Genomic DNA, 16,126 nt, shown 5'->3' with positions numbered 1-16,126 from the left:
ATCAAGCAGAACAACATCATCATGTGAGATCATGACAATGGATGAAATCTCAAGGGAAGAAGTTGCCCGCTTGCGCCGCCTTGATCCAGCAGGCGTCCACGCGGCCCTGATCGCGTCGGGTGATCTGCTTATAAACACAGCAATACCCAGGCGCATCGACAATCTGCGACCGCTAGAAAATGCCATCGACGCAGTCAAATTCGCCAAAAAATGCGACTACAATCAAGCGCTTGAATGGCTTCACGAGCATTTCGCTGATGATCAGACGCACGAACGGAACATCGGAATCAAGCAGGTTGAACGAGAACTGTTTGATTCCGAAATCGTCATCAACAAACTCGTTAAACAGCAAATGGACGCCCTGGGGTGTTCAGAAGCCCGCTTGACGCTGATGTTTAAGGAGGCGGATGAAGCGACCCAAAAAGATGCTCTTCTCGAAGCAGTGACGGAATCTGACTTTGAAAAAATGCCGCCAGATCAGGAGGTTGCACCCGAAAAACGGAAAGGAAAATTTGGCTATCTTGTCGGAAAACGGACGCAAAACGGCGAGAAGGTCGAGAAATTCTTCAACACGAAAGACGTTCAAAATTGCGTCGGCATGTTACGTCAACGCAATGGAGAGGGTCTTAATGTTTTGCTGACGCCTATGGATCGGCATTGCTTTTACATCCTCGTCGATGATGCCCTTGATCTCCACGGCAAGGAGTCTGAATCGCCGGTGAAATCGTGGATTGATGCGGGTTTCAAACCCTGTCTTGCGCTTCAAACGTCGTGGAACAGTCATCAGATTATCTTTCGTGTGCCGAAAGAACCGTTCAGATTCAAAGACGCCGTCGGCAATGATGATTCATGCTTTGATCGGCGCGGGCTGCATCAATACTTCCAATCGCTAAATCGCGATTTCGGCGACCATCGCATCTCCGGTCTCCGCCATGGCATCCGTCTGGCTGGCTATCGCAATGTGAAACCCAAACACGCCCGCGATGTCGAAGGTAAGGCGTGGGGTGTCGAATATCCGTTTGTTAAGATCACTCATGCTGAATCGACGTTCTGCGAGAAAACACTGAACGATGCGTTGAAAATGTGTTCGCACAACGTGGTGGGAAACGTCGAACGAACAAAACAGGCGCTGCTTAATTACAGAAATGGCGCGACCCGGCCACAACAGGTCATGCAGCCCAGATCAATTCGCCCGGTTTCGGCTTTGGGCAAAATGGCCGCAGCGCGACGAGATGAGCAAGAAAAACAAACAGACAGACAAATTGACGAAAAGGGGCAATCTCTATGTCGATAATTTCTGCAATTCGTGCCGCATTTTCACTCTCAGCCGGGGCGGCTCAGACTCTCAGCAGCGGCCTATCTGAAGCCGCTGGCGCTGATGTCGAAAAATGATTGAAACAAAATCTTTCGGGACGACCGCAGAATCATGAGCCGTCTGACGGAGACAAAAAAGAGAGGGAAAAGGCGCCGCAACCGGCGGTGACATTCACTATTCCTGAACATACTGGCCCAATTCAAGAGCCAGAATTCAAACCTGAACCGTTGCCGCCGCTTCCGCCTAAACCGCCTAAACCGCCTCCCTTGCCGCCAAAAAAACTGGCTCCGATCAACAACGCATCGAAACAGAAGCCCGCACCCATTCAGGCCATGCCGCCGCCATCTCGTCCGTCAGCATCACAACAGCCCCGCACGGCTCTGGGAAAAATGGCCGCCGCTAGAGAAAAAGCACACGTATCAGTGCCGGAGCAGAAACAAACAGAAAAGAAAGATGGACGATCCCTCTAACGCAAAATAAAAGCCCCGAATAATTGCGGGGCTTTTATTTTGTTTCCGGGCAATGCGCTCAATAGTATTCAGTGCGATGCCTCTCTGATTCTGCTTGATACGCCTCAAATTCTGCCTGCCGTTGCAGTTCCCGTCGTTCTGCGTCGCGTCTGTATCTGGCTCGCGTGCCGTCCTCGACACGATGACTGGCAAATGTCACTTGCGCGGGCGCGGGCATAGAAACGTCGGCGTTGGTCTTGAGAGATGCCGGCACGAGACGCGCGAGTTTTGCTAACCCTTTCGACGTGACCCTTACCTGTTCAGTCATCTTCTCGTCGCCGTTGGGGGTGAGGATAACTGAAATCTTGTGTGTCAGATAACCGGATTTGATCTTGTCCTGATATGCAGCAAGGGGCGATTTTCCACGGCGGAAAAGCCACCCTTCCCGGCGCAGCAATGCGATGAATTTGCGCGGCTGGACACCGATTGTTTTTGCGGCATCTGAGAGCGTGAGTGTTCCGTCTGCATAAATCAGACGGTCGTGAATCGCGGCCCGAGGCATACTGTAATTCAAGAGTTCGGTATGGCTTGCGATTGTGTCGAGATGTTCTGCGATTTGCAATTTGTGCGTCTCGACTTGTTTCTGTAGATCGCCGATCACGGCAAGCGTCATCTCTGCCATCGAGAGCGTTGGTGCCGGGGGTGATACATCCGCCGGCTGGGCAACGTGATATGAGCCGGTTCTGCGGATTGATGGCAAGACCTCAGATGTCACCCATTTCCTGAATCGCTTTGCGGCCGGTTTGCGGCTATCAAACGTCAGCGTGTACAGCCCAGACTCGTTGATAACGGCAGTTTTCTGCGGGCCGCCAAGGGTGTCGTTACTAACGACACCCTTTTCGTCAGGATCAAGACGTGCCGCCGCGTGGCGATGGTTGCGGATTTCGAGGACAACGCATACGTCAGACAACAGGAACCACGGGTCACCACCAACATCCGTTATGCGGATCGGAGTGCCCTCAAAATTGAGTGTAGAAATGCGCTGATTGCAGGCGGGTGCGTTAAACAGATCGGCTTGCATTTTGATGCGTCTCATCATTGCAAGTTTGCCCCAGCCGGTCGCACGACTGGGGCACCCGAGCGATTGCTCAAGTCCTATTCTATACCCCCGATTTTTGCATAGCGCATGAATCGCGCACCCATCAATGACAACGCCATGGTTTAGTCAGAGATTTTATTGAATCGTGCGGAATCAGACTGAATGTTCCGAGATGTATTTAATGATTACGATATTCTGAAGGGGGTCTCGGGAAGGAGGAGGAGGCAGGACGCGGCTGCCGCCGCTTATCCCGCTTACGAGACATTCACAAATAATAATCCATCTCTTATAACATGTTATCAGTAGTTATATGATTATATACCTGAGTGTTGACGGCATATACATAAAAATATGGCCGATATGCTTTGTTTTATAAAAATAATTCCTGAAAAGACTTGCATTTTGTAGCTATACGATGTATATAGATATTATCAGAAGCAGATAGCCTTTCCTGATGATGACCGCCGAAAAGGCGGCTGAACACTAAGATGTCAGCGGCGTGGGAATTTCTTCCGTGTCGAAATATCAAGTGAGGTTCTAAGCAAATGACAAATTCAGTGAATGATGCAGCCGCCAAGGAAGTAACGGCGATCGAGAACAAGATGATCTCGGCACTGACGCGCGAGCAGTTTGAAAAGATCGCGTCTGATGAAGACGCTTGGGAGATCATGTTCGACACAGTGATGGACGAGATCGACTTCGGAAACGGCGTCATCAAATACTGCAATATTGACATCAGAAACGAGCGTCTGGGCATCGACATCGAAGATATGCAATACGCGAGCGATGAAGACGGTGACGTTGATGACGTCCACACGTCCAATCACAAATTCGACGAAGTGAAATTCTTCGGTGTGAAATTTCCGATCAGCTTCGACGATGATGACGACTGCGACGAAGACCGATTCCTTGACTTGATCGGTGACGTCGTAACAGCGAAAATCGATGAGGCTGCTAGTGATCACGCTGCATCATACGACGATGATGATGATGATGATGGCGAGAGCGAGTGGATAGCATCACTCGTCAGCAGAAAACCGGTATATTCAGGCCCATCCAACATTGTCGGCTACGAATTCTTGATCCGCGTCGAGTCCGGGGATCGCGCTTACGGCGTCGAGCGCACGATGATGAAAACAGGGGAAACGTGGGGAGACGGCCGGATCGTCAAAATCTACGGCTCCGAAGATTATCATTACATCACCGTCCCGAACGTGCTTGCTGACGCTTTGAACAGAGTTGCCGAAGTGTTTATGGAAGACAATCTCGAAGACGAGGACGGCGACAGCGATGACGAAGACTGACCGCAGCCATCCGACGCCCGGCAAAATCCGGGCGTCACGTCTCGCCTCCGGTCTGACGCAAAAACAGGCCGGGGCGTTGGTCTCCGTTACGCTTTCGACATGGCAGAAATGGGAATACGGGAGGCACCCCATGCCGGGCATCCTGCATGACCTGTTCATCATCAAGACGAAGGAGAGAGGGTGATATGACGCCGGACGACATCAAGACTGCAAGGCAGAAGGCAGGTCTGACGCAACAGGAATCGGCTGACATGATGCGTGTCCATCTGCGGACGTGGCAAAAATGGGAGTACGGAAAACGAGAGATGTCGCTTGGGCTGCTTGAGATGTTCCTAATCTTGTCGAGAGAGCCGAACGTCAGCAACGACCATGCCGCTGATTTAGAACGCGAGACTGAGTAACCGCGACCGGCCGGCGGCAGCCCGGCCCATCCCCTCGCCCGCTTCAAGCCCCCTTCAGGCTTCTCGGAACCATAAAAAAGGCGCACGCCCAAACCGGAGCGCCCTTACCATCTAAGAACCACAGCCCGTTTCTATTCTTCCGGATTTTTCTTCAAGGTGTCTTCAAAATCCTTTTGAGCCTTTAGGCACTCCGCCAGCAGATCGTCAAAATTATTGGGCGGCGTTCCGTTAGTGAACATCTTCCGGAAAACCGTATAGGCGTCACTTTTGCTGTCGTATGCTCGAAGTGTTTTCTCGTCATTCACCCATGCCAACAGAATAACCTTGGCATTGCTGTCAAAACGAAAAAACAGACGATACTGCTGGAAGAATTTTGCGCGGAACCAGTGTGTCCCCGCCGACCCGAGCGTATTCCCTTGCTGGAATTGACCGCCCTGCGGATCATTTGGGATGTCTTCACTAATCAGCTTAAATATCGCCTTGAGACGTTTAGCGCAGTTCTTCTGTTGCCATGTATCCGGGTCTTTCTGTTTTCTCTTCAAAACCTCGCTGATTAAGTTTGCGACTTGCTTAATGAAAACTGGATGCGCGTATATCTTCCATCCATTTACAGTGAGCGGCGTTATCGGTGCAGATGCTTGCCCATCTCCCATCAGTGAATCATTCATCATCTGGGGAGAGAGGCGCATCCATATCAATTTCGACGCCGCTTACAATTTCCGCGATGCGCTGATGAAAACCGGTATCAAGCGCCGCTATCCGTCCGGGATTTGCTTCAACATCATTTGCGATGAGATTAAGAAACGGAACCAGAGCCTGATCAGGCGCACTGACGCGAGCAGGTTCGATGTAAACCCGTCCGTGCTCAGTCACATAGCGTATTTGATCTCGCTTCCCGATCCTCAAATACTGACGGACTCCGCGAGGCAAGGTTGTTTGATAGCGGTCGGTCAATGTCGAAACTTCTTCAACTACCCGTGGCATAGCACCCTCCTGAGTATCCAATCGCAAAAGTAATGCAAACGCATTACCTGAGTCAATGATTAAAGGGGTGCCCCGAACCCGGAGCGTCCCTCTCCCATCAGCCACAGCCCGAAGCCGCGCCCGCCCTGGATCACTTCCCCCTGGCCTGACAGGTCATCTCCGTCTGCCCGACAAGGTTCCCTCCCGAACTGCACGACACTGTCGTCTCGGCCGTCACCTTGCCATTCTCCGTCGTCGTCGCGTCACCCGAAGCCGCAGACGTGACAGCAGCAACCGCAATGATGGACGTGTCACGGTTTAGTTCCGGACCTTTAAGACCGAAGATGGTCATGAAGGAGACATGGAATGGGACGAGTTTACAAGGCGGAGTTCAGGCACGAGGCGGTGCGTTTAGCTCTGAGCAGCGGTCTGTCACGCGAACGTATTGCCCAGGATCTGGGTATTGGGTCTTCGACATTGAAGAAATGGATCCGTGATGCGCAGCAGCACGACACTGTGGTTGCTGATGCAACGGATCATGCAGCGTTATTGCTTGAGAATGAGAGATTACGCCGTGAGAACCTTCTGCTGCGGGAGGAGAGGGAGCTGTTAAAAAACGATCCCGGACGTTTGTCCGCCTGTGCGGCATAGAAACGGGCCATGCTATTGTGCCGGACAGGAGGGTAGCGGCCGTTCGCTTATTGGCGGGTTCGTCCCCGTTAAAAAACGTGGTCCATGGAACTGTGCGAACTTGAGAATGGTGACACCGCCTTGCGGTGATCCCGGTTAGGAAGATGATTGATAGGCATGTTCCACACCCTCCTCCAGCACACCGTGTGGAGATATTACGATGCCTCGAAAATCTGTAAAATCGCCCCCCTGAGCTCGCCCGTCATATTCAGGGAGCCGCTGCGATCGATATTGGATCACGGATGCATATGGCAGCGGTCTCCCCTGAGGCTGCGAAGGATCCAATCCGGTCCTTTGGCACATTTACGTCCGACCTGCATGCATTGGCTGAGTGGTTCAAAGACTGCAAAGTCACTAGTGTCGCCATGGAATCTACAGGCGTCTACTGGATCCCGGTTTACGAAATTCTTGAGCAACATGGTTTCGACGTCATTCTGGTCAATGCGCGCTACGCCAAGAACGTGCCCGGTCGCAAGACGGACGTGAGCGATGCGGCATGGCTCCAGCAACTTCATTCCTATGGTTTGCTGCGCGGGAGCTTCCGGCCTCAGGGCGATATTGCTGCATTGCGGGCTTACCTGCGTCAACGTGAACGTCTCGTTGAGTATGCTGCGGGACATATCCAGCACATGCAAAAAGCTCTGATGGAAATGAACCTGCAGCTCCATCACGTCGTCTCCGATATTACCGGTGTCACAGGCATGCAGATCATTCGGGCCATTGTCAGTGGTGAACGTGATCCAGAGATCCTGGCCGCCAATCGCGATCTCAGATGCCGCTCATCGGCAGAGATCATATCAGCTGCTTTGAGAGGGAATTATAGAGATGAGCATGTTTTTGCCCTGACGCAGGCCCTGGAGCTCTATGATATTTATCAGGAACGGATTGTGGCCTGTGATCGCCGCATGGAAGGCCTTCTGCTGCTTCTGAGCCACAGGAGTGCGAAGCCTGCGGCAGACCTTCCCAAGCCTCGGACCAAGACAAAGCAGGTGAGCGCTCCGTCCTTCGACGTACGAGGCATTCTGTATCGCTTGCTGGGCGTGGATCTCACGCAGATCCATGGCATCGGTGTGTCCCTGGCTCTCAAGCTTGTGGCAGAATGCGGCACAGATCTCCGCGCCTGGCCAAGTGCAAAACATTTTACGTCCTGGCTCTGCCTCGCTCCGGGGAACAAGATTTCCGGTGGCAAGCTTCTGTCATCCCGCACCCGCCGATCCTCAAGCCGGGCCGCAGCCCTTCTGCGTCTGGCGGCCACGACGCTCGGGCGAAGCGATACGGCGTTGGGGGCTTTTTACAGACGCTTGTCAGCGCGGGTCGGGAAAGCCAAGGCTGTGACCGCCACCGCCCGGAAGATAGCGGTTCTGTTTTACAATACCCTCAGATACGGCATGGTTTATGCCGATCCCGGAGCAGGACATTACGATGAAATCCATCGCAAACGTGTCGTCTCCAATCTACACCGACGCGCCCAATCGCTGGGGTTTGCCCTGCATCCTATCCCTGTAGCCACCGAACCCGCTGTTTCTTAGGAAGGCGACACAGTTCTTCGCGAGCCAAAGGTCGTGAGGTTTGCCTTTATTGCTCGCTATCATGGGCCACTTTCACGCGAACGGGTTTGCCGTCTGTTTGGTGTCAGCGACCGGGGTTTCAGGGCCTGGCGACGACGCCCGGTCTGTGCCCGCAAAAGACAGGATGACATCCTGATGGTCCATATCCGCGCCATTCACGCTCAGAGCAGGCAAAGTTACGGACGTCCCCGTATGACAGAAGAACTCAGGGCTGCGGGTCTGTCTGTCGGGCATCGTCGCGTTGGACGTTTGATGCGCGCGTATGACATTCGTGTTGTCAGGACACGACGCTTCAAGGTCACCACGAACAGTTCGCACAAGCACACTATTGACCCCAACCTTCTGGGACAGGATTTTTCAGCACCAGCGCTTAACCGGAAATGGACAGCAGACATCACATACATCTGGACACGTGAAGGCTGGGTTTACCTGGCTGTGGTGCTGGACCTCTTCTCACGCAGAGTCATCGGCTGGAACCTTGGGAGCCGTATGACCGCAGACCTTGCTACGACAGCGTTACAGCGCGCTATTGCCTTGCGTCAGCCACCACCAGGCTGCGTCCATCATGCGGATCGTGGCAGTCAGTATTGTTCAGAGGATTACCGCAAACTCCTTTCTACCCATGGTTTTATCGTGTCTATGAGCAGAAAGGGAAACTGCTGGGACAATGCGGTCACGGAAAGCTTCTTCAAGACCGTGAAAGCTGAACTTCTGTGGCGGCACGCATGGATGACGCGTCAGGAGGTTAGGCAGGCTATCACATCCTACATCAATGATTTCTATAATCCTCAGAGGCTGCATTCCGCAAGTCAATGGAAAAGCCCTCTGGATTATGAGCGCAACGCCGCTTAATAAATAACCTATGGTCCGGAACTAAACCGGGACACGTCCAGTTGCTCAGCGTCTGAATCGGCACCGGCACAGAGGCGCCGAGACCGACCTGATTCATGACGTTGACTGCCGGGCTGACAGCAGACAGAAACAGCGTGCCTGCGGCTATGTTCAGTCCTGTTTTGATGATTTTCATTGTCGTGCCCTCTTCAGTAATCGCGTTCGCGCTTGCCCCAGCGGCGCGTCACATCACGGGGCGGCAGAGCAAGAAGGAAGCGGATGACGGGAGATGTTGATGTCCATGCGAAAGCCAGGCGGATCACGAAGAACGTGACCGTGCCGGCAAGAATGAGGAAGTAAGGCGCCTGTGCCTGAAGCCATCTATTGAACTGGTCATCTGGTACATTGACGTAGCCTTCACACGCCATTCCCAGATACAAGCCGATCCCGAACAGGATCGCCCCGCACGCCCATTGTGTAGTTTGCGCGTTATCAAGTTTTGCGTCTGCCCGTTTTTCAAGCGTTTGCTCAATCGCAGTCGCAAGTCGTGCAGACACAGTCTGAGCAAGTTCAGTCGTGCGCGCCTCAAGACGTGCCTGCGCCGCCGCTTCGCCCCGTGCCTGAGCATCGTTAAAATCACTGATCGCCTTGCCCGCTGACAACGCCAGATCGGAGGACAATTTCTTGATCTGCGAATTAACGTGTTCCGTGATCAAAAGGCGGACAACCTCGGGATCGTCGGGACTTAATCCTGACGCGCCCACCGCAGCCCATGCGCGATTACGAGCATCGGGATCAACGCAGAGAGCCTCAGCAGTGTCGTTGAAAATCGTCATGACACGATCCCCCTTTACAGACCGAGCAAACCGGCGGACGGTTCAATGGCCTTGCGGAATCCGCGCAGAAACTGTGACGCGATCGTGCGTTCGGTGATCGTCAATTCGGGATGCCGGGCACAGTCAGAATATTTCAGATTGAGCGCGTTAAGTTTTGCCCGCGTCCCGACCTGCATCGCCGGCATTGATACCTCGATACCCCCAGCAGCAAGCAGGCGATCGCGACCCTTGCCATAGCGCCGTTCGCCTGCGGAATCGTAACCGAACCAGTATGGAAAATCGGCTTTAAGGTCGCGGCTCTCACGCATGTTCAGAACAGCGACATGATCGACGGAATCCGTTCCGAAGGCGCTCATGTATTGACCGACAGACTGGGTGCTTTCAATTTCGTTGTCGATGACATGCACCAAAGTCAAACGAACATCGTTCTCTGCAAGTGCGGCAAGGAATCCTTCGACCTGTTCCCCGTCGCCGTTGTCCACGATTTTGCTGATCTCGAAGCGAGAGCCGCCCGGCAGATCGTGCAGAATCACATCCGCGTCCGAGGCAATCGAATTGAGAAGCGTGACACGTTCTGCGTCCTGGCGCAGATCATAGAAATTAACGCCAGCGTCGTGATAGACGCGCACAAGTCCGCCGATCTGGCCGTCCGCATCGAAGATCGCAGCTTTCGTATTGCGTTCACGATAGATGTCCGTCATCAGACGAGAGAATGTTGTTTTACCGACGCCGCCTTTTCCTGAGACGACGAGGACGAGACGTTTTGCTTTGTCTCCCATTTTTATACACTCCTTGTTCCCACAGGACGCGATCTGCATTCCCTAGAAACATTATAGTGTGCATTTCTGAAAACCCGGGATCGGTGCGCGATCGGGCGCTTCTACGAGACATAAAAAAAGCGAAACCGGGGAGGCCCAGTTCCGCTTTCAATAACGACAAACGCCGCTGATAAAGAGTGTTAAGCGTCCAAGGCTGGTGGTTTCCGCGATGTGAATCCAGACATTGAGGGTGACGCAGACTGTGCGGGCGCGGAATCAGGTTTCGGACGAGACGCCTGTTGTGCGCCGGGATCCACTTTTGAATCAGGGGTGGAATTCTGGACGCGAGAATCTGGTGTGGCGCGTCGGCCTTCTGAATCCGGTTTCGGTTTGCGTGCTGTGCGAGGACGAGTGCCTCCGCGCAACTCCTTGGCAACACGTTTCATATATGTTGCAAACGTGCCGGCGCTGATGTCGATACGGCGCTTTGTCAGCATAGCGCATATTTCGGAATCCGTGCGACCGTCCTGCTTCATCTTTAGAAGCGGTTCGTAAATCTGTTTGACAAGATCATAGACGGTCTGCGGTTTGTGCGACAGCCATTCCTCATGTTCTTTTGCAAGGTCTGCGGTCAGTTCCTCGACAGTCATTGTCAGATTCACGGCTGATCGTTTTGTTACTCTTGCCATGACAAAAATTCCCTGTTGCTGATTAAGAGGCCGATGCCTTAATTGATAGTATAACGCAATCACGCATCTTTATCAGACAATGACGTCAGCTTCGCTTTCTCACGTCACGATGTCCGCTTGACCATGCTGCATCTCAGATTGAGAACGACAGACAGAAACATAAATAGAAAGAAGCATTGATTCAGCAATTTCAGTTTCGTTCAAAACGCAGAATCATCTCTGTAAAAATCATCATTCTATTCCCTATCTATTACCTCAACATTCACACAAATCTCTCATTCACAATTCCATCTCTCTTTTCCCATTTTCTCTCATAATTTACAGACAGATATGATTACAAAACACAGTCACGAAAACGAAACCCTCAAACAACATAAAAGATAGAATAATTTAGCAACACACCACGCATCTTCGACGCCCGCAAGAACTTAGAACGGGAGTAAACTACCATTCCTTCGTAAAAATGTCGGGAACAATCTTGACGATTGCCCGACAGGATTCCCGATTCAGAAAACAAATTTTGATACGAAAAATACGCACGTTCAGAACGGAATCAGATCACATTTAAGGAACGGCAGTCTTCGCGGTTCAGGACAATAAATCTAAATACGGAAATCCTCTCGGGGGGGGGGGAGACGTGGGCAACAATCTCCGGCTACCGCCGGAATCCGGCCCCGTCACACCCCATTATTTTTCAAACTCGATTCCGCGCAGAACGAAACTCATATCTGCGATTAGCCGCCATTCTTATTCGTGAACGGAATCCCCTCACGTCAGGAACCAGAGGCTTTCATGAATCGGAACTAAAATCAGTGAACAGATACACCCCATCAGGGAACGCAAATCATGTTCACATGCACACCGATTTCTGACGTCGAATATTACATCGAGTCTGTGAATCAGGAATTAGTAAACCAACCCGATTTTGGCGGATCGGAACAAAATCCGACACAGCACACAATCATTCATCCCGCCAACCGGAAACGTGGTGACTGGTCTGATCGTGACAGAGCGGCTTATTATCTGGATAACGGAACTGGAGAAAAACCGGGCGTATGGTGGACAAATGCCCGCGCTGATGTGGGACAGGTTCTGCCGTTCGTTTTCAACGGAACAGAAGTCAAGCCACAGGATTTCAGGAACCTAGCTTCAGGACGTGATCCCCTCACGCATGAAACTCTGATTCAGACGGGAAAGAAGCGGCGTGTCGGATATGATCTGCAATTCGCTGCGTCCAAATCGGTATCGGTTCTCTATGCGGCTGGAAACAGGGATCAACGCGACGCTATCGAAGATGTGCAACAGGAAGCCGTTTTCAAAGCATTGGAATACGTGCAGCAGAATGGACTGATCGTAACCCGATGCGGACACAACGGGAACGACAGACAGACACCAGCAGAACTGATGGCGGGAACATTTCTTCACACAACCAGCAGGTCTGGTGATCCTCAGATTCATACTCATGCGGTATTGCTGAATGTGTGCCGAAGGGCCGACGGCACGACAGGAACCATCGACAACCTGGAACTGCTGAAACACCAACAGGAAATTGGTGCCATCTATCGTCTGGCATTGATTCATGGACTGGAGCGCAGGCTTGGGGTGAAGGCAATCAAAGACGAAAGGAACTTCCGCATCGTCGGCGTTCCTGAATCAATAGAACAGAAATTCTCAAAGCGCAGGGACGACATTCTCTCAGAAGCCCGCGAAATGGGAATTGATACTGCCTCTCACAGGGAGGCATCAGATAATATTTCCCGGAACACACGCGGATCAAAATCAGACCTGCCGTCCCGAGCAGAACTGAACGATCGTTGGGACAAGGAAATCAAAGAAGAGGGATGGACAAAGAAATCAATTTGGGAATCAGCCTTGGCGGTCGCAGCAGAAGAACGGGCCAAGCCGCGCGACACCAAAACGGCATTTGAAAGTGCATTGCATCAACTGACGCAGACAGAATCAGTCATAGAAGATCGGCATCTGATCGGAACCATTCTTGAGCATTTTCAGGGACGGTCTGTGAGCGTTGATGAAGCGATCTATCACGCACGAAACGCCCGCAATTCAAAACAGATTATCGAACTGACTGGGAACGACAAAAACAAATCACGAGACCTGTTTTTCGCAACACCAGAGGTTATCGATGCGGAACGGGAAATCGTGCGTATTTCTACTGATCGGCGCAAAGAGCGGGCACTCGTATCGAAAGACATTATCGATAAAGCGATCGCGTCAAAAGCGACGATCTCCGAGGAACAGGCGGAACTGGTCAGACACGCATTGAACCGGGATGGAATATCTGTTGTTGAAGGATCAGCCGGAACAGGGAAATCCTTTTCTTTGGGAACAGCTTCCGAAGCGGCAAGGGACGCCGGACTTCGCGTCTGGGTAACAGCGCCATCACATCAAGCGGTATCAGTCATCGCCAGGGATACTAGCACCGATCAGACGCAAGCTGCCGTTTTGCGGTCATTCCTGAATCGTATTTCCGATCCTGACCACACACAGGGAATCAGGTTGTCACGGGACGATGTCGTGATCGTCGATGAAGCCGGAATGATCAGCACAAAGGAAATGAATGAATTGCTTCGTGAGACAGCAAAAGCGGGTGCGAAGGTAATTCTTGCTGGCGACACGCGGCAACTCAAACCCGTGGCGCCGGGGTCACCTTTGCGCTTGATTTCAGAAACGATTAACTCATCACGAATCAACGAAATCCGCAGACAGAAAGTCGATTGGCAGAGGAACGCAAGCAGGGACTTCGCCTCGGGCGAGATCGAAAAAGCGGTGACAGCATACGCAGACAAAGACCGTATTATCATTGGGACAGGGGAGGAACTGCGTGGGAGACTGATCGAGGACTATATTGGAGACGTCAAACGCGACCCGACAGGAACACGTCTGGTTCTTGCGAGGACACATAATGAGGTTCGGAATCTAAACGCCGATCTTCGTAATCTGCTGCGCCAGGAGGGACGGATCACGGGGTCAGATATTGAGATTGAAGCGTTAAGCAGAGGGATAAAACCTGTGGCGGGATCGCTGTCCTTGGCAACAGGTGACCGGCTGATTTTCGGCGAGAATATCAAGGCGTCGGGGCACATGATCAGGAACAATGACGTTGCGACAATCAAAGACGTTTGCCGCGACAATACAGACGGTCAACCTGTTGTGACCCTTGCATTCGATCGCGGTTTCGATGTGACGACGAGATGGTCTGATCTGGAACGGCTTTCAAGATCAAAAGGGAACGATCCAGACACTCGACCGCTTCGCGTCCAGCACGCCTATGCCGTGACGATCCATTCATCCCAGGGCGCAAGTGTGGACAGGACTTACGTTCTGAATGCGGCCGGGATGGACAAAGAATCATTGTATGTCGGGATGACGCGACACAAAGAAGATTGTCACCTTTACGTCGATGCGACACGCATCGGTCTGAATGTTCGGGACAACAGAATTCGGCGTGACGGGGTATCAGCGTCAATCAGTGCGTCAGGGCAACTTGAGGCCCCGGATGCGCTCGACAAAGACGATCCTGGTGACAAAGTCGATCATGACGCGGTGATCAAACAGATCATCTATGAGGGGGAACAATCACGCGAAAAAGGAAACGCCGCTGATTTTTCTCAGCACAGGCGTTCCTGGGCATCGGCACCGACGGCCGAGATGGCTGTGCAGGGCGAGATTGAACGGAAACAGAAAGAAATCGAGCGCAAAAAAGAGGATGGGCCGTCGTCCGTTGAACTGGAAGGAGAGCGGATTGAGGAATGGATTTTTGGAACGGAAAAGACTGGCGCAAGGGAGTCGGTAATTCCGAAGAAAGCGGACGATGACGCTGAAAAAGCGGCGGCAGAAGCCCGGCGTAAGGCTGAAGAAGAAGCTAGAAAGCACGCGCAGGAAGGGCCGGTCATGAGGCGTTGACCGGCGAGCGTGGGGACTGGCGCTACTAAATGGACGGCGCCGGCCCTTTGTGACGTTTGATCTCTTGAGATGGGCACGGCTGGATGAGCAGCGATTTTAATCTGGCGACTTCGGCGAGGCACAAATCTATCGCATCTGACGTCAGGAAACGCTCAAAGCCAGGACGCGGGCTGATGACCGCATTCGCCTGCGCTTCGTAAGAAGGACGCATAAGATTTAACCTTTGCTCCATCTGCTCCATGGCATCGGGCTGCGCTTTGAATACATCAACAGCCGGAATCAATACATCACGCGACCACGTCAAAGATGCCGCAAGATCAAACACATCTCTCGGCTTGAAATTGTGACGTCGATACAGGATTTTTCTGGTCAAAATTTCAGTTGGTAATTCGACGTTAATAATGCGATCGCCATTTGTTCCTACATAGTCCAAGCCGGCTTGCGTAAAGACCTCATCGAGCGAAAGTCCACGAACGGGATCATGGGTCAATGTCGGCGGCGTCAGAAAATCAATCTCACCATTTTTCAATTCGAGTTTCAGATAGTACCCCGGAAACTGGCTCTTTCCATCCACACCAAGGACACGCTTTGTTTCTTCGCAGAACTGGGAGGTCAGATGAATGAGTGATCCGCGCGTAAAGATGTCAATGTCATACGAGACGCGATGGTCAAGCCAGATGGCTAAAGCCGTCCCGCCCCCGAACGTCCATAGATCATGACCGGCGGCATCAAGGATGCTGATCGCGTCAGGCAGCAGATCATACCACCTCGAACCCTGCCATTTCTGCAATCCATCTTCCATTTTCAGTCTCCGACACGTCAAGGCCCAGGAGGCGGATGCGCTCCATAGCGGCGTTCAGTTCATTGTAACTGAACACTCGTTTTGAAACGAGATTTGCAAGCGTTGGGCCGGGGACTTCGTCGATTAAAGCTGCAATCCGCACAGAAGCATAGATGTCGGGATGAACGTCAAGGACATGATTGATCATAGCTTCAGGCGCTGTCTCGATAGGCAAAGGCGCGTTGACGGTCTTCAGCGCAGCCCGCAGCCAAGCACGGCCGTCAGGGTCGGAAAGCCGGTGGGATAACTGGTTTGTAGCCACGGGGTCTCCTTTTTAGAATGATGTGAGGACGTTGTTTTATAACACAAGCTGGGAGCAAAAGAGAACAATTAAGCACGTTTCTGAGAATGCTGATGGATGCCTTGAAGAAGCAAGAGAAATGGCCTGCTACCGCTGGCCTTCAGCGTTTAAGAGCCGCGTGGTTATGTAAACGATAAACAGGGCGGCAGACCTGCCT

The 16,126-nt window shown here is 52.3% G+C and carries 15 protein-coding genes and 2 pseudogenes; 9 read left to right on the top strand and 8 right to left on the bottom strand.

The genetic code is table 11. From position 1 onward, the window contains the following. Positions 1-31: 31 nt before the first annotated feature. A complete protein-coding gene (locus Abor_RS06445) occupies positions 32-1,294 on the top strand; it encodes a DNA-primase RepB domain-containing protein (RefSeq protein ID WP_048841008.1) in 1,263 nt (420 codons plus the stop codon). Between the two features lie 98 nt (positions 1,295-1,392). Then, on the top strand, positions 1,393-1,785 hold the full coding sequence (locus tag Abor_RS06440) for a hypothetical protein (protein WP_048841007.1): 393 nt from the start codon (positions 1,393-1,395) through the stop codon (positions 1,783-1,785). 58 nt (positions 1,786-1,843) lie between these two features. Here the strand turns inward: Abor_RS06440 and Abor_RS06435 are convergent, their stop codons facing one another. Continuing rightward, the gene (locus Abor_RS06435; RefSeq protein WP_048841006.1) at positions 1,844-2,863 is read right to left on the bottom strand and encodes a BRO family protein; all 1,020 of its coding nucleotides are present in this window, start codon (positions 2,861-2,863) and stop codon (positions 1,844-1,846) included. Between the two features lie 545 nt (positions 2,864-3,408). Between Abor_RS06435 and Abor_RS06430 the strand changes: the two genes are divergently transcribed. From Abor_RS06430 to Abor_RS06420, 3 genes are read left to right on the top strand one after another with little or no spacing between them, the layout of a single operon-like run. Further along, a complete protein-coding gene (locus Abor_RS06430) occupies positions 3,409-4,167 on the top strand; it encodes a hypothetical protein (RefSeq protein WP_048841005.1) in 759 nt (252 codons plus the stop codon). Further along, a complete protein-coding gene (locus Abor_RS06425) occupies positions 4,154-4,351 on the top strand; it encodes a helix-turn-helix domain-containing protein (RefSeq protein ID WP_048841004.1) in 198 nt (65 codons plus the stop codon). Before Abor_RS06430 ends, Abor_RS06425 begins: the two co-directional genes overlap by 14 nt. Before the next feature lies 1 nt (position 4,352). Beyond that, on the top strand, positions 4,353-4,568 hold the full coding sequence (locus Abor_RS06420; RefSeq protein ID WP_048841003.1) for a helix-turn-helix domain-containing protein: 216 nt from the start codon (positions 4,353-4,355) through the stop codon (positions 4,566-4,568). 131 nt (positions 4,569-4,699) lie between these two features. Here Abor_RS06420 and Abor_RS06415 read toward each other — a convergent pair whose 3' ends face one another. Together Abor_RS06415 and Abor_RS06410 are read right to left on the bottom strand one after the other, a co-directional pair. Then, the gene (locus tag Abor_RS06415) at positions 4,700-5,239 is read right to left on the bottom strand and encodes a type II toxin-antitoxin system YhaV family toxin (protein ID WP_244877874.1); all 540 of its coding nucleotides are present in this window, start codon (positions 5,237-5,239) and stop codon (positions 4,700-4,702) included. Beyond that, positions 5,229-5,552, bottom strand: a complete 324-nt coding sequence (locus tag Abor_RS06410) for a type II toxin-antitoxin system PrlF family antitoxin (protein ID WP_048841002.1) — start codon at positions 5,550-5,552, stop codon at positions 5,229-5,231. The genes Abor_RS06415 and Abor_RS06410 overlap by 11 nt, the downstream gene beginning before the upstream one ends. Positions 5,553-5,897: 345 nt before the next feature. On the opposite strand from Abor_RS06410, the gene Abor_RS13005 reads away from it, so the two are divergent. The 3 genes and pseudogenes from Abor_RS13005 to Abor_RS06395 all read left to right on the top strand — a co-directional run. Then, the gene (locus tag Abor_RS13005) at positions 5,898-6,182 is read left to right on the top strand and encodes an IS3 family transposase (RefSeq protein WP_048841000.1); all 285 of its coding nucleotides are present in this window, start codon (positions 5,898-5,900) and stop codon (positions 6,180-6,182) included. 199 nt (positions 6,183-6,381) lie between these two features. Then, a pseudogene (locus Abor_RS06400) lies at positions 6,382-7,750 on the top strand (IS110 family RNA-guided transposase). After that, positions 7,751-8,641 (top strand): annotated as a pseudogene (locus Abor_RS06395) (IS3 family transposase); the annotation flags it as partial. A 188-nt stretch (positions 8,642-8,829) separates the two neighbouring features. Here Abor_RS06395 and Abor_RS06390 read toward each other — a convergent pair. The 3 genes from Abor_RS06390 to Abor_RS06380 all read right to left on the bottom strand — a co-directional run bounded on the left by Abor_RS06390 (position 8,830) and on the right by Abor_RS06380 (position 10,903). Further along, on the bottom strand, positions 8,830-9,456 hold the full coding sequence (locus tag Abor_RS06390) for a hypothetical protein (protein ID WP_048840998.1): 627 nt from the start codon (positions 9,454-9,456) through the stop codon (positions 8,830-8,832). 14 nt (positions 9,457-9,470) lie between these two features. Next, on the bottom strand, positions 9,471-10,235 hold the full coding sequence (locus Abor_RS06385) for a nucleotide-binding protein (RefSeq protein ID WP_048841111.1): 765 nt from the start codon (positions 10,233-10,235) through the stop codon (positions 9,471-9,473). A gap of 179 nt (positions 10,236-10,414) precedes the next feature. Then, positions 10,415-10,903 carry a hypothetical protein gene (locus Abor_RS06380; protein ID WP_146855025.1) on the bottom strand — a complete coding sequence of 163 codons (489 nt, stop codon included), beginning with the start codon at positions 10,901-10,903 and terminating at the stop codon, positions 10,415-10,417. Positions 10,904-11,749: 846 nt separating this feature from the next. On the opposite strand from Abor_RS06380, the gene mobF reads away from it, so the two are divergent. Next, positions 11,750-14,827 carry a MobF family relaxase gene (gene mobF / locus Abor_RS06375; RefSeq protein WP_084594404.1) on the top strand — a complete coding sequence of 1,026 codons (3,078 nt, stop codon included), beginning with the start codon at positions 11,750-11,752 and terminating at the stop codon, positions 14,825-14,827. 25 nt (positions 14,828-14,852) lie between these two features. On the opposite strand, the gene Abor_RS06370 is transcribed toward mobF, so the two are convergent. Further along, a complete protein-coding gene (locus Abor_RS06370) occupies positions 14,853-15,629 on the bottom strand; it encodes a nucleotidyl transferase AbiEii/AbiGii toxin family protein (protein WP_048840996.1) in 777 nt (258 codons plus the stop codon). Further along, entirely contained in the window at positions 15,586-15,930 is a 345-nt protein-coding gene (locus Abor_RS06365) for a hypothetical protein (protein ID WP_244877873.1), read from the bottom strand. Before Abor_RS06365 ends, Abor_RS06370 begins: the two co-directional genes overlap by 44 nt. Positions 15,931-16,126 lie beyond the last annotated feature (196 nt).

Source organism: Acetobacter orientalis (assembly GCF_000963965.1).
Classification (GTDB): domain Bacteria; phylum Pseudomonadota; class Alphaproteobacteria; order Acetobacterales; family Acetobacteraceae; genus Acetobacter; species Acetobacter orientalis.
This window is presented reverse-complemented; position numbering and strand designations above follow the sequence as displayed.